The sequence below is a fragment of the Stutzerimonas sp. S1 genome, from assembly GCF_025966695.1.
GTDB lineage: Bacteria > Pseudomonadota > Gammaproteobacteria > Pseudomonadales > Pseudomonadaceae > Stutzerimonas.
Map to the genome: position 1 here is coordinate 176,104 of NZ_JAOEIY010000008.1, position 20,230 is coordinate 196,333.

The window sequence follows — 20,230 nt, forward strand, 5'->3', positions numbered from 1 at the left end:
ACATCTCAGGCGAACTCACAGACTAGTGCACCCTCGCCATCCAGCGTGGCATGTACCCGCTGCAGCGGCTCGCCACTGGCCATGGCATCGAGCAGGCGGTCCACCACCAGCGGTTGCAGGTGCTGCTCGATCAGATGGTCGATCAGGCGTGCACCGCTGTCGCTGCCGCCGCAGCGCTCGGAAAGGTGCGTGACCAGCGCCGGGCAATGGCTGAACTGCAGCTGGCGACGCTGCAGCCGCTCACCGAAGCGCGCCAGCTTGAGCGCAACCAGCTCGTCGAGCACCTCACCAGCGATCGGGTAATAGGGCACCACGCGCATGCGCCCGAGCAGGGCCGGCTTGAAGTGCTGCGACAGCTGCGGACGGATGGCGAGTTCCAGATCCTCGGCCGCCGGTCGCTGCCCGGCGGTGCAGAAACTGGCGATGCGCTCGCTGGCGAGGTTGCTGGTCATCAGGATCAGGGTGTTGCGGAAGTTGATCTCGCGGCCTTCACCGTCATTCGCCACGCCCTTGTCGAAGATCTGGTAGAAGACGTTCATCACATCCGGATCGGCCTTTTCCACCTCGTCGAGCAGGATCACTGAGTAGGGTTTCTGCCGTGCCGCTTCGGTGAGCATGCCGCCTTCGCCGTAGCCGACATAGCCGGGAGGCGCGCCGATTAGGCGGGAAACGCTGTGCTTCTCCTGGAACTCGGACATGTTGATCACGGTGAGGAAGCGCTCGCCGCCGTACAACAGGTCGGCCAGGGCGAGGGCGGTTTCGGTCTTGCCGACGCCGCTGGGGCCGACCAGCAGGAACACGCCCACCGGCGCGTCGGGCTTGTTCAGCCCGGCCGCTGCCGCGCGCATGGCACGATCCAGCGCCTCCACGGCCTGTTCCTGACCGCGCACCCGGGCGCGCAGATCGGCGGCGAAGCTGGCGACCTGGGCGTTGTGCTCCCGGGCCAGCTGCGCCAGCGGCACGCCGGTCCAGTGACTGATCACCTCGGCCACCAGGCGCGGGCAGACCTCATGGCTGACCAGTCGCTGCTCGGCCTGGGCTGCCGCAAGTTCGGCCTGCACGGCGCGCAGCTCGGCCTCCAGTTCATCGAGCGATGTGGCCACGCGGTCCTCGATCGCATCGCCGCGGGCTTCGGCGGTGCGTTTGCGCAGGTCGAGCAGGCGCTCGGCGAGCAGGCGCTGCCTGGTCCAGCGGGATTCGAGCAGCTCGATCTCGTCCCCCGCCGCGATCAGCCGTTGCTCCAGCCGCTCCAGGGCAGCCGTGTCGACCGGCAGGCCGGCGGCCAGATCGCGGCGCATGGCTTCACGCTGGCGCTCGCCTTCGGCGATTTCGCCACGCAGGCGTTCCAGCGCCTCGGGCGCGGCGGCGAGGCTGATGCGCACCCGCGCGCAGGCGGTATCCAGCACGTCGACGGCCTTGTCCGGCAGCTGCCGGCCGGCCAGGTAGCGCGCCGACAGCTCGGCGGCGGCCGTGACCGCATCGTCGCGCAGGTAGATGCCGTGACTCTTTTCGTAGACCGGCGCCAGCCCGCGCAGGATGGTGACGGCTTCCGGAACGCTCGGTTCGTGCAGTTGCACCGGCTGGAAGCGCCGGGCCAGGGCCGGGTCCTTCTCGAAGTATTTCTTGTACTCGCTCCAGGTCGTTGCAGCGATGGTGCGCAGCTCGCCGCGTGCCAGTGCCGGCTTGAGCAGGTTGGCCGCATCGCCGCTGCCGGCCTGGCCGCCGGCGCCAATCAGGGTATGGGCCTCGTCGATAAACAGGATGATCGGCTTCGGTGAACCTTTCACCTCGTCGATCACGCCCTGCAGACGGCGTTCGAATTCGCCCTTTACGCTGGCGCCGGCCTGCAGCAGGCCGAGGTCCAGGCAGAGCAGCTCGACGCCCTTCAGTGCCGCAGGCACTTCCCCGCTGACGATGCGCAGCGCCAGGCCTTCGACGATGGCGGTCTTACCGACCCCGGCTTCGCCGACCACGATCGGATTGTTCTTCCGCCGCCGGGCAAGGATGTCGATCATCTGGCGGATCGCCGAGTCGCGGCAGAGCACCGGATCGAGCTTGCCGTCACGGGCCTGTTGGGTGAAGTTGTGGGTAAAGCGCGCCAGGTTCGACTCGCCACCGGCAGCAGGTTTGCCAGTGCTGCCTTGCGACTGCTGGCTGAGGGCGAAGTCGCGCAGGCGCTCGGCATCCAGCCGGGCCAGCAATGGCTGGTAATGACTGCCTGCATAGCGCAGCGGATTGCGCAGCAGGGCGAGAATCAGCGCGGCCTGGTCGATCTGGCTCTGCGCCAGCTCCAGGCTCGCCACCAGCAAGGCATCCTGCAGCCATTGCACCAGTTCGGTGGAAAACACCGGGTTGCGCGACTCGCTGTGCTCGCCGCGCGGTTGCAGCGCCTGGGTCAGTGCGCCGGCATCCACCTCGGCATCCTGCAGCGCCCGCGCCAGCAGCCCTTCGGAACGCTCGAGCAGGCCGAGCAGCAGGTCCTCGACGAGGATCTTGCTGCCGCCACGTACCACGCAGCGTTCGGCTGCGCCTTCCAGATCCTGTTTACTGGGGGCATCCAGGGCTTGCACCAGTTGCTGTAAGTCGACGTTGATCATGTCCATCTTCCTTAATGAGTCTTGCTGCCCAGGGTGACCAAGCCGTCGGCGCGTTCGCGTCCGAGCCAGCTGGTCCAGCCGAGGCGGCAGTTGTTGTCGGCGCCGATGCGCAGTTCACGGATCTCGTCCGGGCGGAGCTCCAGGCGCAGGTCGTAATCCAGCGGATCGCGCAGGGTGAAGCGCACCAGCGCACAGAGCGGCTGGTAGCCGCTGCCAATGGGCAGGAATTCGTGGAAGCGATTCCAGTCCAGCTGGCGGATATGGATGCGGAACTTGCCGCCGCGGTCGCGGACCCGCTCGCCGAGCACCAGGCTCTCGCCCAGCTGGCTGTTGGCCTGGCCGAGGCGGTTGCGTTGTTCGCCGAGGATTTCCACCTGGCGCTCCAGGCATTGTTCGATGTTCAGCTCGGCGTGCTTGAAGTAGTAGCGCAGTACCGATTCGATCAATGCCGCTGAATGTGCGCGCAGGCTGAGCAGGCCGAGATAGGGCAGCAGGCGCTTCCAGTTCAGTTCCGGCGCGCTGCGGATGGCCTCGCCGCTGAGCCCGACCAGGGCGAACAGCTGCTCCGAGAAGGGGTCATGGGCGCCGCTGGTGAAGCGAGCGCGGTATCGGTACTTTTGCCAGATCGGCAGCAGCAGGCGCTGTAGGCGGTTGTTGAACAGGTCGAGGAAGTCGCGGGTCGGGTTGCCGTCCTCGCTGTCGCCAAGTGCTTGTTCGCCGTAGAAGGCCGGCAGCGGCGAGCCGGCGCCGAAAAGACTGACCAGGTTGATGCGCAGGCGCGCGCGCCACTCGCCGTGCTCCTGGAAGAACTGCACCTGCTCGATATCACTGCCGGGAAAGCCCAGGCTCGGATTGGCCTGGAATTCCAGGCGCTCGTAGAGCGCCTCGTCATCCAGACCGGGATTGAGCTGGCGCAGGCGATCGAGCACCAGCAGCACACCCTGGAACAGGCTGTACTCGCGGATGCCGCGGTTGAGCGGTTTCAGAGCAGCGGTTGCTGACCCATGCGCGGCGTCCATTGGTACACCTCTCCCTGTGTGCTCTGTACGCGCAGCTCGTGATACGAGTTGAGGCTGGCGTAGAGGGCGAAGAATTCGTTGAGCACCGAGGCGAAGAGGAACAGATCGCCCTCACCGATGAAGCCGTCCTGGTTCATGGTCAGTTCGGTACGTACGCCACGCACCGGCAGCCCGCGATGCAGGCGATCGACGTGCTGGTGGGCGATGTGAGTCAGGCCGCCGAGGCGCCGCCGGCTGACGTTCTCGGCGTGCTTGTCGTAATAACGTGGTAGGTCGTAGGTCTCGAGGATCACCTTGAGCGCCTCGACGTTGGCCAATGACAGGTAGTTCAGCGACATGTTGCTGATCAGTTTCCACAGATAGTCGCGCTGCAGCGGCGGCGCGTAGCTCGGGGTGACCGCCGAGATATTGCGGAAGCTGAGGAACTCCGGGGTGTCTTCGCTGGGCTTGCAGATGTCGCCGAGCTTCAGTTGGCGCGGCAGGTTCTGGTTGGTGCAGGTCAGCTCGATGGACAGCGTCTCGTGCTGGTCGAGGTTGCGCAGTCCGAAGCTGAGCCAGGTTTCCTGTCCTTCTCCGAGCAGCGAAGGTTGCTGGCGCACGCTGTAGTGCGGCCGCGCCACTGGCACATCGAAGCTGGCGTCATGCTCGAAGGACTCGAACGGTACGTATTCTTCGTAGCCCATGCCGCCGGGTTTCCAGCCGGTCACCCGATCCACCGAGAACACGCCGCATTGTTGCGTATCGTACTCGGCTGGCAGCAGCAGGTACTGGTCCTGCTTGCCGTCCAGGCGGATCGGGATGGCATCGTGCGGGAACAGGTTGACCACCGGCGTGCAGTACAGGCGCACGTTGTCCAGCGTCGGACGTATGCGCTGCACGCCGGCCTTGCGAATGTCGAAGCGCAGCTCCAGGCCGCGGGCCTGCTTGAGCAAATCTTCGGGGATGCGCTGAATGATCTCCAGGCCCTTGAGGTCGACGAAGAGAAACTTGTCCGGGAAGGCGAAATATTCCTGCAGGTAGCGATAACCGCGGAATGTATTGAGCGGGTAGGGGATCAGCGCCTCATCCTCGGCGAATCCCACCGGTTCGACCTGCTTGGCGTTGAGCTGCAAGGGCGTCAGCGGTCGGCCATCCGTACCGGTCAGCGGATGACCCTGCGCGTCCAGCGGCACCAGCTCGATGCCGCCCAGATGCCGCAACAGGCTCAGGTAGAGCAGCTGGCTGATATAGGGCTCGCCTGCCAGGTGCAGGCGCAGATGGTTGAGACCGATCTCGCAGAGATGGCCATCGGCGCTCATCTGCAAGCGCAAGCTGAGCAGCGCCCCGGTGCCCTTGACCGAATACTCCAGCGCCTGCAACGCCAGCGGCAGCACCTCGGTGGCGTAGGCGGTACGAAAGCAGCAACTCACGCCCTGCACCGGATTGGATTCCACCGGCGTATTGCGCGGCACCGTTAGCGCCGGGCCGGGTCGCTTCAGCGGATCGAACTGCAGCATGCTGAAGGCCGGCAGCGGGCGCATGTAGTTCGGCCACAACAGATGCATCAGCGAGTGGGTCAGCTCCGGCAGCTCGTCATCGAGCTTCTGCCGCAGCCGCCCGGTGAGAAAGGCGAACCCTTCGAGCAGCCGCTCGACATCCGGATCGCGCCCGGCCTGCCCGAGGAATGGCGCCAGCGCCGGGCTGCGCTCGGCGAAGCGCTTGCCCAGCTGGCGCAGGGCGGTGAGCTCGCTCTGGTAGTAATGGTTGAAAGACATGTCTAACGATTCATCCTTGTCGTTTCGTGTCCGGCGCGCTTGCGCGGCGGGGCTTCTAGCGTCGGCGATAGCATCCCGTGGAGGTGTCCATGTTCACGAGCAGGCAGTTGCCGTGTGGCTTCAGCCTCATCCCGTCGAAAAAGGCCCTCGGCCCGCGTTCGCGCAACTCGATCTGCCCGTCCACCATTGCCCAGTGCCCTCGACCCTGGATGTCGAGGCTGCCGTAGTAGAGCACCGCCTCGAACGTGCCCTGTTCCTGGAGCAGCAGCTGTGAGCCCATTTCCATCACACCGATCAGTTCGTAACGCCCGGCCAGTTCTCGCGGCGGCGGGGAAGTGTTGGTGCAGGCGGCCAATATCAGCGCGAGGGCGGCGAGCGCCAGGCGGGCGCAGCGTGAGGAGGGTTTACCACGAGCCATAGGGCACCCCGTGTTGCTCGATATAGGCCTTGGCCTCATCCGAGAGGAAGTAATAGTGCCCATCGGACTTGCCGCCGTATGGTCCGACCTTGCTGATAGCCGCCTCGAAGCGGCCGATTTCGATGGAGTCCAGGCAGGGGCCGCCGACCCAGGCCTTGGCGATACCGCCGGGGGCCAGGCCGATGGTGATGACCTTGCGATACATGCCCTCGACGATGCGCTTTTCTCCAAGACAGTAAGGAGCATGTGGCTTGAGCATTTCCTCGCGCACCCATTTGGGAATATTGATGCGTACGTTGTAGGTCTGCGGCTCGACCAGCGATTGCCAGCGCACGAAGATGATTTCCGGCAGGTCGATACCGGGCAGGTTCTTGCCCTTGCCTCCGGATACTCGATCAGGCCAGCCGGAGGAGCTGCCGGTATAGGAAACGATACCGCTATAGACTTCGCTGTAGGCCAGCCCACGGCGATCGATCACGTCCACGCTTTCGACCCAGACCTCCATATGTTCGGGAGCGCCAAGTCCGACGAACCAGGCACGATAGGGCAGTCCGGGCTGGCCCTGGCTGGTGGCACAGCCGCCGAGTAGAAGCAGGGCGCAGGCGAGGAGGAAGGTTTTACCAGGAGCCATAGGGCACCCCGTGTTGCTCGATATAGGCCTTGGCTTTGTCGGAAAGCGGACGATGTTCTCCGTTGGATTTCCCGCCGTATGGTCCGACCTTGCTGATAGCCGCTTCGAAGCGACCGATTTCAATGGGCTCCAGGCAGGGGCCGCCGACCCAGGCCTTGGCGATACCGCCGGGTGCCAGACCGATGGTGATGTCGTGTCGGTACAAACCGTCGATCACCCGCTTGTCCGCCTGGCAATAGGAGGAATGCTGCTCGAGCATTTCTTCGCGTACCCATTCTGGGATGTTGATACGCACGTTGTAGGTCTGCGGCTCGACCAGCGATTGCCAGCGTACGAAGATGATTTCAGGCAGGTCGATGCCCGGCAGGTTCTTGCCGGCGCCGCTACCTACGCGCTTTGGCCACCCTCGTGGATTGCCGCTGTTGTTGGAGGGGGACTGGATTGCCACGATGCCGCTATGCACTTGTTCATAGGCCAGTCCTCGGCGGTCGATCACGTCCACGCTTTCCACCCAGACTTCCATATAGTTGGGCGCCAGCAGCCCAACGTACCAGGCATTAAATGGCAGCTTTGGCTGACTCTGGCTGGTGGCACAGCCGCCGAGCAGGAATAGTGCGCATGCAAGCAGGAAGGTTCTCATTCGGGGTAACCCTGTTGCGGCTTGTTGTTATAGGTCAGGCGGACGTTGGGGGCTGGCTTGCTGATCAGCAGGCCACTGCTGGGCGTCCAGTGAGCTGAGAGGTGGATATAGCGTGACCAGAGCAGGCGCTCGTCCTCTTCGTCCAGGCCGTATCGGCTCCCTTGGGCATAGGCCAACAGGTGACTGGCAGTCTTTTGAAGCTCAGCGGGTATTGCGGTTGTGCTTTCCTGTTCGTCGATAAAGTCGAACGGAACGCCGTATTGCACAGCCAGCTCTCGCATTACTCTCAGATAGATAAGCGACAATTCGCCACGAACCTGCCGTTTGATGGGCAGCAGGCCGTAGACCACGTCCTCCGGCGGCCGCTTGAAGCCGCGCTCGTGAAAGACAGGTTTACGACTGGGCCAGACCTTGGGTTCCTTCAGCGCTTCGTCAGGCAGGCCGAGGGCCTTCCATTGGTGATATTGCCGCCAGGTCTCGCGCGAGGCATGGGTCTGTTCGGGTGGCGTATTGGCCGGCACTGTGGAGCTGAGCGGACGACTCAGCAGCAGGCGCTCGAGCATTAGGGGGCGGTAGCCGCCGCCAATATCCGAGTGCGCGCCGGGCAGGCAGATTTCCTGGTGATCCGGGGCGACCCTGTTGAGGGCGAAGTTCCAGCGCTTCTCGTCGCGGGCGGTCAGTTGCAGCACCTTGCGCGCGCAGCCGGGCGGCAGATAAAGGTTGATGCCGGGGTTGAGGTGGTTGGCTGGTTCATAGTCGCCGTTCAGCGGGTCGATCACGGCAGCCACGGTATCGAACAGGCCGATAAAGTTGATACGGGCATGGGCAGCCCAGTCGAAGTTGTCGACCAAGCCGAACTGGCCGGGTTGCAGGGGGCCTGCCAGTACGCCGCCGCCGGGCTTGAGCAGTTCGTTGGCGAAATGCCGGGCCGCCGCTGCACCGCGGCTGAAACCGAAGATATCGAACTCCAGAGTGTCGATTTGCAGGTCGGGGGTGTTTTCCAACAAGCGGCGCAGTTGCTTGACGATTTCATCGGGGCTCTTTCTCACTCGCGCCTGTATTCCGGTGTCGCCCCGCCCGGTGATCTGCCCATAAAGCGAGTCGGCTTCGCCACTGCTGGTGCCGATACCTTCCATATAGATACGGACAACAGCGGATTCGGCATTGGTTGCTAGAGGTTGGTCGGTATCGTCCCGATACAACCCATACAACCGTGCCACATTGCTTGGCGCATTGCCGTAGCTGCCGTCGGGAGCCTGCGTGAAATAGCCGTCACCGTTGCTGCCGCTGAAACCATGGCTTTGGCAGTACTCGATGACTTCCTGCAGGGTGCGCTCGCCCACCAACTGCAGATCGTCCTGGCGACATTGCTCGGTGACGGCGGCGTTGGCCAGGTTGTTGCCGGTGCCGTCGAAGAACACGCCGATTCGCAGGGTGATGCCCTGGCGCGCCTGTTGCTGCGGCTGCTCGACCAGCTCCTCTTCCTCATCTTCTTCTTCCAGGCCCAACGGCGCGAGGTCCCCCGGCTCTTCCTGCCAGGCGCGGGCTATCGGTTCAGATGAGCGAAAGGCCTCGGCGGCAGCGGCCGCCGCAGTAACTGCCTTGGCAATTCCAAGGGCAGCGGGGGCAAGGAAGGGGGCCGCGTTGTGGCTGCTGCCGATGACCACGGTCCCCGAACCCGCGGTCACGGTATTGCCATGACTCCCCACACTGCCCACCACCGCAGCCGGTTTGCCGTCGATCAGCACATTGGGAATCACTGCGCTGGCCATCGCGCCGCCGCAGGCGGAGGCGTCGCCTTGGCGCGCGGCCGGCAAGCCGTCGAACAGCACGTCGGGTGAGCCGACGGCGATGGGGTTGGTGCCATGGCCTGTCTTCGGACAAGCAGTGGGGTCGCCGAGGCGGGCTGCGGGTTTGCCGGACATCCGTTGTCTCCTTACTGGACCTTGACCTGTCCGCTGCCATCCAGGCTGGCGGAGAAGCTGACCTGACGTTTTAGACGATCTACTTCGAGCAGGCCTTCGATGGTGAAGGCGAGGGTCAATGGATCGTGGGTGCGCGGCAGCGACAGCACGCGAACCTGGGTCAGCCTGGGTTCGTACGCTTCGATGAAGCGTTCGATAGCGATACGCGCCTGCTGCAGCGAGTCGTGCAGCGACAGGCGCATATCGTTGAGATCGGGCAACCCGTAGTCGGGCAGCGTTTGCACGCTGCCCGCTCGGGTGCTGAGCATCTTGGCCAGATGGGCAGCCACCGAGGCCATCGCCGCGACTTCGCGGCTCCAGCCGGAACGTCGCGCGGCGTCACCGCCGAGGCGTTCGAAGAGGCTGCCGTATCCGTTCAAGTGCTTACTCCTTGTCCAGCTTGCCGACCAGCGACAGGGTGAAATCCGCGCCCATGTACTTGAAGTGCGGACGCACGCTGAGGCTGACGCGATACCAGCCCGGCTCGCCCTCGACATCGCTGACGTTGACCTGAGCTGCACGCAGCGGACGGCGGCTGCGTACTTCGGAGCTCGGGTTCTCCTGGTCGGCGACGAACTGGCGAATCCACTTGTTCAGTTCCAGCTCGAGATCGGTGCGCTCCTTCCAGGCACCGATCTGCTCGCGCTGCAGCACCTTCAGGTAGTGCGCCAGGCGGTTGACGATGAACAGGTAGGGCAGCTGGGTGCCGAGCTTGTAGTTCAGCTCGGCGGTCTTGCCTTCCTCGCTGTTGCCGAAAAACTTCGGCTTCTGCGCCGAGTTGGCGGAGAAGAATGCGGCGTTGTCGCTGCCCTTGCGCATGGTCAGGGCGATGAAGCCTTCTTCGGCCAGCTCGTACTCGCGACGGTCGGAAACCAGCACCTCAGTCGGGATCTTGGTCTCGATCTCGCCCATGCTCTCGAAGTGGTGCAGCGGCAGGTCTTCCACTGCTCCACCGCTCTGTGGGCCGATGATGTTCGGGCACCAGCGGAACTTGGCGAAGCTGTCGGTCAGGCGGCTGGCGAAGGTGTAGGCGGTGTTGCCCCACAGGTAGTGCTCGTGGCTGCCGGCGACGTTTTCCTTGTAGACGAAGCTTTTTACCGGATTGTCTTCCGGGTCGTAGGGATTGCGCAGCAGGAAGCGCGGCACGGTCAGGCCGACGTAGCGGGCATCTTCCTGTTCGCGGAAGCTCTGCCACTTGGTGAACTGCGGGCCTTCGAAGTGATCCTTGAGGTCCTTCAGGTCCGGCAGGCCGGTGAAGCTTTCCAGACCGAAGAATTTCGGGCCGGCAGCGGCGATGAAGGGCGCGTGGGACATGCTGGCGACGCTGGCGACGTACTGCATGGTCTTCACGTCGGGCGCGCTGGGGTCGAAGAAATAGTTGGCGATCAGTGCACCGACCGGCTGGCCACCGAACTGGCCGTACTCAGCGGTGTAGATGTGCTTGTACAGGCCCGACTGGACAATCTCCGGGCTGTCCTCGAAGTCGTCGAGCAGGTCCTGCTTGGAGGCGTTGAGCAGCTCGAGCTTGATGTTCTCGCGGAAGTTGGTGCGATCGACCAGCAGCTTGAGGCCGCGCCAGGAGGACTCTAGGGCCTGGAACTGCGGGTGGTGAAGGATCTCGTCCATCTGCTGGCTGAGCTTGGCGTCGATCTCCGCGATCATGCGGTCGACCATGGCCTTCTTCACCGGCTCGTTTTCGTTTTGCGGCTTGAGCAGTTCTTCGATAAAGGCCGAGACGCCGCGCTTGGCGATGTCGTAGGCCTCGTCGTCCGGTGTCAGGCGGGTTTCGGCGATGATGCGGTCGAGGATGCCGCCTTCGGCGAGGTGGTTGCCGTGCTCGACGGCGGCTGCGCTAGTGGTCATGTAGATGTGCTTCCTTGTCGGTGATATCAGGCGTCCAGCTTCTCTTTGGCCGCCAGGCCCAGTTCGCCGAGTACGCGGTCACGCGAATCGTCATCGGCGAGTACGCTTTCGATGGCCTTGCGGAAGGCCGGGGCATTGCCCAGCGGGCCTTTCAGGGCGACCAGGGCGTCGCGCAGTTCCATCAGCTTCTTCAGCTCCGGGACCTGCTCGACCAGATTGGCCGGGTTGAAATCCTTCATCGAATTGATGCGCAGCTGCACGGCCAGCTCGTCATCGGTCTGCTCGTCCTGCAGACGGTTCGGCACGCCGAAGGTCAGGTTCAGTTCCTGCTTGGCCAGGACCTCGTCGAAGCTGTTCTTGTCGATGGCGATGGGCTTGCGGTCTTCGATCTTGCGGTCGTCGGCGCGCTGGGTGAAATCGCCCAGCACCATCAGCTTGAGGGGCAGCTCGACCTCTTCCTGAGCGTTGCCGGTGGCCGGCTTGAACGTGACGTTGATGCGTTCCTTGGGTGCAACCGAGCCTTCTTTGGCCATGGTGTTCTCCTTTGCGTTAATCCAGCACCACTTCGAGATCGAGGTGGCACAGCCTGCGGTAAATCTCATCCTTGCTTTCACGCACGGCGTGGTTCTGCGGCAGCAGCTCGCAACAGCTGTGCAGTAGGCGCAGTACCTCGAGGGCGAGATCGGGTTCCCAACTGCCCAGGCCGCTGGCCTCGAGCTGCTGGTCGAGTGCTTCGAGCTGGGTTTTGGCCAGCTCGTATTTCTTGGCCTGGTAGCACAGGCGGGCGAGGCTCAGCTGCCAGAAGAAACGCTCGCGGCCGCCTCGGGCGCGTGCCAGGCCCTGTTTGAGCTGCTGTACGGCAGGCTTGAGGCCTTCCTTGCGCAACAGCGGCAGCGCTTCCTGCAACGCCAGCTCCCAGCTCGGCTGTACGCCGCCCACGGCAGGCGGTTCTTCCTGTCTCGCGGCGGCAGGCTGCACATGGGGCAGGACCTGGCCGCTGATCCAGGCGCGGGTTTCGGCGTCGGCGAACGGGGTGCCGTCGTGAAAGCGCAGCTCCTCCAGGCGCGGCAGGCGTTGCAGGAACAGTGCGAGCTGAATCTCCACCTCGCGCATGGCCTGTTCGGCCGCCAGCTCCTGCAGGCATTCCCAGGCCAGGCGCTGGCCGTCCAGCCAGAACGGCGCACGCGAGGTGCTGTTTTCCAGGTCCACCAGCAGGTCGGCGTACTGCCCCTGAGCGAAGCGTTCGCGATAGCTGGCCAGTTTGTCGGCGGGTACGCCACGTAGCGCGGTGATCTGCTCGCTGTTGTGCTCCGGCAGGCTGTCGATGCTCAGCCAGAGCAGGGTTCGCGCCAGGCGCAGGGGGCGCAGATCGCTGGTGCGCTGCTTGAGCCACCAGGCGGTCAGCGGGCGCGCCTGCTCCTGCAGGTTGCGCACGGCCTTGAGCGCTTCCTTGTCGTTTTCGATCGGTGAACCGGGAGCGAAGACCTGGCTGGCGACCTGCTTGACCTGCGCGATGGCCGCGCCGACCGTACCGGGCTGCGCTTGTCCCTGGCTGGCACGCTTGACCATGCCGTCGAGCTGACGGCACAGCGGCAGCAGCAGCGGTGCGTCTTCGCCCAGATGGCCGGACAGGCACTGCTCCAGCGCATGCAATTGCTCGGCGAGGCTGCGAAACAGTGGCAGCTGTTCGCCAACCGGGACGTCTTCGGAAAAGGTCTGTTCCAGCCGCGGCAGCAACCAGTTGATGGCGGCGGCGCGGGTGCGCGGCTTGCGTGGATGCAGCTCGGCCCAGTGATTGCTGCACAGGTACTGCAGCAAATTCAGCCCCGCCTGTAGCCCGGCGAAGGACTCGCGCTGGAACAGGCTCCAGGTCAGCCAGGCGGCGGCGCGCAGGTCCTTGGACTGCGAGGCGAGCAACACCTCGCTGCCCTCGCGGACCTTTTGCCAGTCGATGCCGGTAGTCTGGTGCAGCGCGCCGGCCTTGGCCAGTTCGGTTTCCAACGACTCGAACTCGCTGCTGTAACGAATATCGTCACCGGCGAAATTGCTGTCATTGACCGGCTTTCTGGCGAGTTCCAGATAATGCTGGCTGAGTGCGCTGGCATGCATGGGGTCTTCCGTGACGCTCAAGTTCTATCCGTGAACTTTTGAAACGCGTCTTCATATATTGCAAGGCGCGTTTCTCGAGAGGGGTGTGCAACTTCTTGCGCACTTTTGTTGCGCAAGTAATTGCGCAGCAACCTCATGGGGTGGGCATCCTAGGCGCATGGAATGTGCCATTCAAGGCAGAAAATGTGACCCGACTAACATAGAAAAATATTAATCGGGTTAATGCGGAACTATTTGAAAGGGGGCCGAAATGAACGCCGCGCGCAACAACTTACGCTGTACGAGATGCGATAACTTCATGTGCGAAATGACTTACAGGCAAATAGCTACTGCATCACGGACGGTTCGGAAAAGTTGTTATAACGCGCCCTTTATTGCCTGAACTTTCAAGCCAATGCGATGGGTTTGGCCGGGCTGCAGTGCTACGGCATCGTCCATCACGTTCGCCGTTTCGATGCAGAGCATGCGTCGCCAGGCATCATCGGCGAAATTCGATAGGCGTTGTGCCTTGGCGATCCACGGGTTCCACAGCACGGCCGACGAGGAGCCGCTGCTGGTGAGCTGAATGCGCCGGTCCCAGCCCTCATCAATCAGGGTGAGGGTGTCAGGCAGCTCGAGGTAGATGCGGTCGGTCTCGCCGTTGAAATGCAGAGCGCCGTGCTGCTGGCGCTGTTCCCACTGCTCCAGGGTTTCGATATAGGGCCGGTCGGCGAGGCCTGCAACCTCAACCCGCTGGATGTCGCTGACGGCAAAATAGCTGTGCAATGCCTGACTGATGACCACCGGTTGATTGTCGCGGTTGTGGCTGCTCAGCGTGAGCTGCAGGTCGTCGGCGAGGCGGACCTGCAGCGTGAGTTCTACTTGGTGTGGCCAGCCCGGCAGTTGCCCGAGCGCCTGCGGGCAGTGGAACTCGAGTACGGCGGCATCGCCTTCGCTGCGCTGTTCGCGCAGTAGCCAGGGCAGCGCACGCACCAGACCGTGGAAAGGTGCGGCTTGTTCGCCATGGTAGCTCGCCTGCACGGCCTGCGGATTGCGCGCCAGGTCGCCAAACCAGGGCCAGCAGATCGGCACGCCGCCGCGTACCGACTGACCGTGCTGGAAGGCGGCTTCTTCGCTGAGCCAGATGATCGGTGGCGCCTCGCCCTTGCGGTAGCTGAGGATCTGCGCGCCCTGTTCGGCGATCAGCAGTTCGTCATCGCCACGGCGGATGCGCCAGCAGGCGAGTTGGTCCATTTCGATGCGTTGGATGTCGATAGGCATGGGGCTCTCTGGGATGTTCTGTGCAATGAGGCGGACCTTTCTGACTACGCCGCGGCCGTGGGATTCCGCTGCCCGGGCGGCCGGCAGGGGTGCGGCAGCGCGATGGATCAGCCGTCGCTGCTGCCGGCCGGCAGGTAATCGCCGCGACTCAGGCCGTGACGCTGCATCTTCTCATTGAGGGTGCGGCGCGGTAGCTGGAGCAGGGCCATGACCTCGGCGATGTTGCCTTTGCATTGGTGTAGGGCGTTGTGCAGGCATTGTGCTTCGAAGGCTTCCATCTGCTCGGCCAGCGACTGGCCGCCGCTGCTGGCGGGTGCCGGTGTACTGAGGCCAAGGGCATGGCGTTCGGCGGCGTTGATCAGCTCGCGCACGTTGCCCGGCCAGTCGTGCGCGAGCAGCTGGGTCAGCTCACCCGGTGTCACCGGCGGGGCGGCACGGCCGTGGCGCTGGGCGGCCTGGCTTACGAAATGCTCGAACAGCAGTGGAATGTCCTCGCGACGCTCGCGCAGCGGCGGAATGTGCAGCTCGGCGACGTTCAGCCGGTACAGCAGGTCCTCGCGGAAGCGGCCGCCGCGCACCTCTTCCAGCAGGTCGGGCTTGGCTGCGCTGATTACCCGCAGGTCGACCTCGATGCTGCGGTTCGAGCCCAGGCGTTCAAGGGTCTTCTCCTGCAGCACGCGCAGCAGCTTGACCTGCTGGGCGAGTGGCATGCTCTCGATCTCGTCGAGGAACAGCGTGCCGCCAGCGGCGTGTTCGATGCGGCCGATGCGCTTGCCCTGGGCGCCGGTGAAGGCGCCGCTCTCATGGCCGAACAGTTCGCTCTCGAAGATGGTTTCTGGAATCGCCGCGCAGTTCAGGGCGACGAAGGGGCCAGCGGCGCGCGGACTGAAATCGTGCAGGCAGCGTGCGACCTGCTCCTTGCCGCTGCCGGTTTCGCCACGGATCAACACGTTGACGTCGGTGCCGGCCAGCTCCAGTACCTGCCGTCGCAGCGCTTCCATGGCGCGGGAGACGCCGAGCAGCTGCGACTCGATGCGGCCTTTGCGGGTGAACTGTTCGCGCAGCTGGCGGTTCTCGCAGACCAGCCGGCGCTTGTCCATGGCGCGGCGCACGCTGTCGAGCAGGCGTTCGGGGGTGAAGGGTTTTTCGATGAAGTCGTAAGCGCCCTGGCGCAGCGCCTGCACCGCCATCGGCACGTCGCCGTGACCGGTGACCATGATCACCGGCAGGTCGGCATCCAGCTCCACCAGCCGCTCGAGCAGACCGAGGCCGTCGAGATCGGGCATGCGCACGTCACTGATCAGTACGCCGGGAAAGTCCCGGCCGACTGCGGCCAGCGCCTCGCGGGCGCGGGCGAAGGTGCGCACGCTGAAACCGGACAATTCCAACCACTGCTGCACGGCCTGACGGATCGCCGCCTCGTCGTCGATGAAGACTACCTGCCCGCTCATTGCCCGATCCTCGCTTGGCATACGCTGCGGCAGTTTACTCGGCGGCGTCGGCCTCGGCAGCCGGCAATGTCAGGGTGAATACCGCACCTTGCCCGTCGTTGTGGGCCTCGAGGCTGCCGCCGAAGTCGCGGACGATGCCGTAGGACACCGCCAAACCCAGCCCGAGCCCCTGGCCCACCGCCTTGGTGGTGAAGAACGGCTCGAACACCCGATCCAGATGCTCGGCAGCGATGCCACCGCCGTTGTCGGCAACGCTCAGCTGCCAGCTATTGCCGTTACGTTGGCAGACGATGCGCAGGCGCCGCTGCGGCCGTTCGGTCATGGCATCCAGAGCGTTGTGCAGGAGGTTGATCAACACCTGTTCGAGGCGGATGGCATCGCCGCTGACCTCGGCCTCGTTCGGCACCTGACGGAACACCTCGACCTGCTCGCTGCGGATGCGTGGCGCCAGCAGCTGCAGAGCCTGCTCCAGCACGTCGGTCAGACGCAGGCGCTGGCGCAGGCCGGCCGGGCTCTTGCGGGCGAAGGTCTTCAGATGGCCGGTCAGCGCGGCCATGCGCTCCAGCAGCCCCTCGACATGCCCGAGCCCTTTGCGTACTTCGTCTTCCCGTCCGTTATCGAGCAGCAGGCGCAGGCTGGCCAGTTGCATGCGCAACGCGGTCAGCGGCTGGTTGATTTCGTGAGCGAGGGCCGCGGACATTTGCCCCAGCGCGGCCATGCGTGCGGCGTGCACCAGCTCGTCCTGAGCGGTGTGCAGTTCGCGCGTGCGTTCGGCTACCAGGTGCTCCAGTTCGCTGCGGCTGCGTTGCTCGACGCGACGGGTCTTGCGCCGCTGGGCCAGATAGAGCAGCAGGAAGGCCAGGGTCATCCAGACGCCCGCGGCAGCCAGGCGATAGCTGCGCACGCTGGCGATCACCGATTGCGGTTCCAGCAGCAGGTGCAGGGTCCAGTCTTCGGCCGGTAATTCGAGGCGTTGCCAGAGATAGTCATGACGGCCGTCCGGGCCTTCGACCTGGCGTCGCTCGCTGTGTTCGTCGATGCGCTGCAGTTGTTCGCTGTAGAGCGGCTGCAGGGTTTGCTCGGCGTAGCGACGGGCATCGACCAGGCGGCTACGCACTTCGTCGCTGAGCGGACGCAGGTGGCGGAAGCGCCAGGCCGGGCGGTTGGTGAGGATGACGATGTCCAGCGAGTCGGCGATCAGCAGGATGCCCGGCTGGCTGACCCAGTCGCGCTGCATGTCTTCCAGCTCCAGCTTGACCACCAGTACGCCGAGTACCTCGCCGGTGGCATTCTTCACCGAGCTGGAGAGAAAGTAGCCAGGAATGCCGGTGGTGACGCCCACGGCGAAGTAGCGCCCGCTGTCGCGCTCCAGGGCGTCGCGAAAGTACGGGCGGAACGCATAGTTGTTGCCGACGAAGCTGCTCCAGTCGCGCCAGTTGCTGGCGGCGATGGTTTCGCCGCTGCGGTCGAGCAGGTAGAGCACCGAGGAGCCGGCGGCCTGGTTCTGCTGCTCGAGCCGCCGGTTGAGTTGTTTGCGCAGGCGCTGGTCGGCAGGCGATGCGAGCAGCGCCTGGATGTCGCTGTCCAGCGCCAGCAGCGCCGGCACCGAGCGGAAGCGTTCGACCTGGGTATGGATGGCCTGGGCGTAGAGTTCCAGTTGGCCGCGGGCTTCCTGGCTGCGTTCGGCCCAGGCACGCTGCTCGGCAAAGCGCCCGGCCCAGTACATGCTGAGCAACAGACCGAGAAGGATCAGCGCAACGATCAGGATTACGCGCAGGCGGCTGGGCAGGGCGGACATGGAAGGCTCGTTTCGGCTATCGGGCGATAGTAAGCCAAAGCGCAGTGGATGCGCTGCCAGCCTGCACGCGGCGCTGCGGTCGCACCGCGTGGCGCGTTCGGGTATCCTCCGCGGCCCTGAATCGCTCCGTGCCTTGCGAGGCGTCCGACGAGAGCTCGAGTACCCATGACCTGGCTGTCTAGTCCGCCATAGCGCTCCGCTCCCTCGCGTCACTTTGCGACTGCCTGTCATGCGGCGGTCTTACGCTGCTGTCCGTGCGTTTCGCCGAGTGACAGCCGAATCATTCATACACAGAACGCGCCTTGTATTGCTGCTGCCCGCCCGTGGCCAGCATGGTGGTGCTTTTGCTCTGGATAGTCCGATGCTGCAATCGATCAAACAGAACTGGTTTTCCAACATCCGTGGGGATGTGCTGTCCGGCCTCGTCGTCGCCCTGGCGCTGATTCCCGAAGCCATCGCTTTCTCCATCATCGCCGGGGTCGATCCGCGGGTCGGCCTGTATGCCTCGTTCTGCATCGCCGTGGTGATCGCCTTCGTCGGCGGCCGCCCGGGGATGATCTCGGCCGCCACCGGCGCCATGGCCTTGTTGATGGTGACCCTGGTGCGCGAGCACGGCCTGCAGTACCTGCTGGCGGCGACGCTGCTCTGCGGCGTGCTGCAGATCGGTGCCGGCTACCTGCGGCTCGGCTCGCTGATGCGCTTCGTTTCGCGTTCGGTGGTCACCGGCTTCGTCAACGCGCTGGCGATCCTGATCTTCATGGCGCAGCTGCCGGAGCTGACGGACGTCACCTGGCACGTCTACGCCATGACCGCCGCGGGTCTGGGCATCATCTACCTGTTCCCCTATGTGCCGAAGCTCGGCAAGGTCATTCCCTCGCCGCTGGTGTGCATCCTCAGCATGACCGCCGTGGCGATGTATTTCGGCCTGGATATCCGCACCGTCGGTGACATGGGCGAGCTGCCCGATACCCTGCCGGTCTTCCTCTGGCCGGAAGTTCCACTCAACTTCGAAACCCTGGCGATCATCTTCCCGTATTCCGCTGCGCTGGCCGTGGTCGGCCTGCTGGAGTCGCTGATGACCGCGACCATCGTCGACGATCTCACCGACACCTCCAGTGACAAGAACCGCGAGTGCAAGGGCCAGGGCGTTTCCAACATCGTCTCCGGCCTGTTCGGCGGCATGGCCGGCTGCGCGATGATCGGCCAGTCGGTGATCAACGTGAAATCCGGCGGCCGCACCCGGCTGTCGACGCTGATCGCCGGCGTGGTGCTGTTGCTGATGGTGGTGTTCCTCAGCGACTGGGTCGGTCAGATTCCCATGGCCGCGCTGGTGGCGGTGATGATCATGGTGTCGATCGGCACCTTCAGCTGGGATTCGCTGCGCAACCTCAAGCACTATCCGCTTTCCACCAACATCGTCATGGTGGTCACCGTGGTGGTGGTGGTCTTCACCCACAACCTGGCCTACGGTGTACTGGCCGGCGTATTGCTCGCGGCGATGTTCTTCGCCAACAAGGTGGGGCACTACATGAGCATCGACTCGGCGCTGGATGCCGACGGCAGCGGCCGTCGCTATCAGGTGGTCGGGCAGGTGTTCTTCAGCTCGGCCGACAAGTTCACTGGCGCCTTCGATTTCAAGGAAGCGCTGAGCCGGGTGACCATCGACCTGTCCCGTGCGCATTTCTGGGACATCACCGCGGTCTCGGCGCTGGACAAGGTGGTGCTCAAGTTCCGCCGCGAGGGCACCGAGGTTGAGGTGCTGGGTCTCAATGAAGCCAGCGCGACCATCGTCGATCGTTTCGGCGTGCACGACAAACCCGACGCCATCGACAAGCTGATGAGCCACTGACCAGGAGAGCAACAATGACCCACGTAATGGCCTGTATCGACGGCTCTCCGCAAGCGGCTGCGGTCTGCGACTGTGCCGCCTGGGCCAGTCAGCAACTGGGCGCGCCGCTGACGTTACTGCATGTGCTGGATCGGCAGCAGTATCCGGCGTCGGGCGATCTTAGCGGAATCATCGGTCTGGGCAGCCGCGAGTTTCTCCTGCAGGAACTGGCGACGCTGGACGAGAAGCGCGCCAAGCTGGCACTGGAAGAGGGCCGCATGATGCTCGACGCGGCACGTCAGCGGGCGATTTCCGCGGGGGTCGCCCAGCCCGAGTGCCGGCAGCGGCACGGCGATCTGGTCGAGACCCTGCGCGACCTGCAGAACGAGACGCGGCTGCTGGTGGTCGGTCGCCAGGGCGAACACAGTGGCGATGCCATCCAGCACATCGGCAGCCAGCTGGAGAGCGTGATTCGCACCATGCATCGGCCGATTCTGGTCACGGTCGGTCAGTTCACGCCGCCGCGCAGCCTGATGCTCGCATTCGACGGCAGCGCCACGACGCTCAAGGGCGTCGAGATGCTGGCCGGCAGCCCGCTGTTCCGGGGTCTGCCCATTCACTTGGTGATGGTCGGCAGCGACAGCAGCGAAGCCCGGGCACAGCTGGAAGGTGCTCGCGATGCGCTGACCGCTGCCGGCTTTGAGGTGCATATCGCCATTCGTGACGGCGAAGTCGAGCCATCCCTGCACGCCTATCAGACCGAGCACGGTATCGACCTGTTGGTGATGGGCGCCTACGGCCACTCACGCATTCGCCAGTTCTTCGTTGGCAGCACCACCAGCAACATGATCCGCACCACCCGCACGCCGCTGCTGTTACTGCGCTGATCGGTACCCGC

The 20,230-nt window shown here is 64.3% G+C and carries 16 protein-coding genes; 2 read left to right on the forward strand and 14 right to left on the reverse strand.

The window, feature by feature from the left end:
- Positions 1-5 precede the first annotated feature (5 nt).
- The 14 genes from tssH to N8H22_RS18535 form a co-directional block, all read right to left on the reverse strand.
- Entirely contained in the window at positions 6-2,597 is a 2,592-nt protein-coding gene (gene tssH, locus N8H22_RS18470; protein WP_264591956.1) for a type VI secretion system ATPase TssH, read from the reverse strand.
- Between the two features lie 11 nt (positions 2,598-2,608).
- Positions 2,609-3,616: a type VI secretion system baseplate subunit TssG gene (gene tssG, locus N8H22_RS18475; protein ID WP_106157174.1), complete on the reverse strand. Its 1,008-nt coding sequence runs from the start codon at positions 3,614-3,616 to the stop codon at positions 2,609-2,611.
- Positions 3,580-5,370: a type VI secretion system baseplate subunit TssF gene (gene tssF, locus N8H22_RS18480; protein WP_264591957.1), complete on the reverse strand. Its 1,791-nt coding sequence runs from the start codon at positions 5,368-5,370 to the stop codon at positions 3,580-3,582. Before tssF ends, tssG begins: the two co-directional genes overlap by 37 nt.
- Positions 5,371-5,425: 55 nt before the next feature.
- Complete coding sequence (locus tag N8H22_RS18485; RefSeq protein WP_264591958.1) at positions 5,426-5,788, reverse strand: hypothetical protein; 363 nt, start codon at positions 5,786-5,788, stop codon at positions 5,426-5,428.
- Positions 5,775-6,419 carry a DUF2931 family protein gene (locus N8H22_RS18490; RefSeq protein WP_264591959.1) on the reverse strand — a complete coding sequence of 215 codons (645 nt, stop codon included), beginning with the start codon at positions 6,417-6,419 and terminating at the stop codon, positions 5,775-5,777. The genes N8H22_RS18485 and N8H22_RS18490 overlap by 14 nt, the downstream gene beginning before the upstream one ends.
- On the reverse strand, positions 6,406-7,059 hold the full coding sequence (locus N8H22_RS18495) for a DUF2931 family protein (RefSeq protein WP_264591960.1): 654 nt from the start codon (positions 7,057-7,059) through the stop codon (positions 6,406-6,408). Before N8H22_RS18495 ends, N8H22_RS18490 begins: the two co-directional genes overlap by 14 nt.
- Entirely contained in the window at positions 7,056-8,984 is a 1,929-nt protein-coding gene (locus N8H22_RS18500; RefSeq protein ID WP_264591961.1) for a DUF2235 domain-containing protein, read from the reverse strand. The genes N8H22_RS18495 and N8H22_RS18500 overlap by 4 nt, the downstream gene beginning before the upstream one ends.
- An 11-nt stretch (positions 8,985-8,995) precedes the next feature.
- Positions 8,996-9,403, reverse strand: a complete 408-nt coding sequence (gene tssE / locus N8H22_RS18505) for a type VI secretion system baseplate subunit TssE (protein WP_264591962.1) — start codon at positions 9,401-9,403, stop codon at positions 8,996-8,998.
- A gap of 4 nt (positions 9,404-9,407) precedes the next feature.
- Positions 9,408-10,886: a type VI secretion system contractile sheath large subunit gene (gene tssC, locus N8H22_RS18510; RefSeq protein WP_008567242.1), complete on the reverse strand. Its 1,479-nt coding sequence runs from the start codon at positions 10,884-10,886 to the stop codon at positions 9,408-9,410.
- Positions 10,887-10,912: 26 nt separating this feature from the next.
- Positions 10,913-11,419 (reverse strand): type VI secretion system contractile sheath small subunit, encoded by a 507-nt coding sequence (gene tssB / locus N8H22_RS18515; RefSeq protein WP_008567243.1) that lies wholly within the window; start codon positions 11,417-11,419, stop codon positions 10,913-10,915.
- 16 nt (positions 11,420-11,435) lie between these two features.
- Positions 11,436-12,995 carry a type VI secretion system protein TssA gene (gene tssA, locus N8H22_RS18520; protein ID WP_264591991.1) on the reverse strand — a complete coding sequence of 520 codons (1,560 nt, stop codon included), beginning with the start codon at positions 12,993-12,995 and terminating at the stop codon, positions 11,436-11,438.
- Positions 12,996-13,352: 357 nt separating this feature from the next.
- Positions 13,353-14,255, reverse strand: coding sequence for a D-hexose-6-phosphate mutarotase (locus tag N8H22_RS18525; RefSeq protein ID WP_264591963.1), 903 nt, complete (start codon positions 14,253-14,255; stop codon positions 13,353-13,355).
- 107 nt (positions 14,256-14,362) lie between these two features.
- Positions 14,363-15,706, reverse strand: coding sequence for a sigma-54 dependent transcriptional regulator (locus N8H22_RS18530; protein ID WP_264591964.1), 1,344 nt, complete (start codon positions 15,704-15,706; stop codon positions 14,363-14,365).
- Between the two features lie 34 nt (positions 15,707-15,740).
- Positions 15,741-17,504 (reverse strand): ATP-binding protein, encoded by a 1,764-nt coding sequence (locus N8H22_RS18535; RefSeq protein ID WP_264591965.1) that lies wholly within the window; start codon positions 17,502-17,504, stop codon positions 15,741-15,743.
- 361 nt (positions 17,505-17,865) lie between these two features.
- Here N8H22_RS18535 and N8H22_RS18540 point away from each other — a divergent pair, with 361 nt between their 5' ends.
- Together N8H22_RS18540 and N8H22_RS18545 are read left to right on the forward strand one after the other, a co-directional pair.
- Positions 17,866-19,353, forward strand: coding sequence for a SulP family inorganic anion transporter (locus tag N8H22_RS18540; protein WP_264591966.1), 1,488 nt, complete (start codon positions 17,866-17,868; stop codon positions 19,351-19,353).
- A 14-nt stretch (positions 19,354-19,367) separates the two neighbouring features.
- Positions 19,368-20,219: a universal stress protein gene (locus N8H22_RS18545; RefSeq protein ID WP_264591967.1), complete on the forward strand. Its 852-nt coding sequence runs from the start codon at positions 19,368-19,370 to the stop codon at positions 20,217-20,219.
- Positions 20,220-20,230 lie beyond the last annotated feature (11 nt).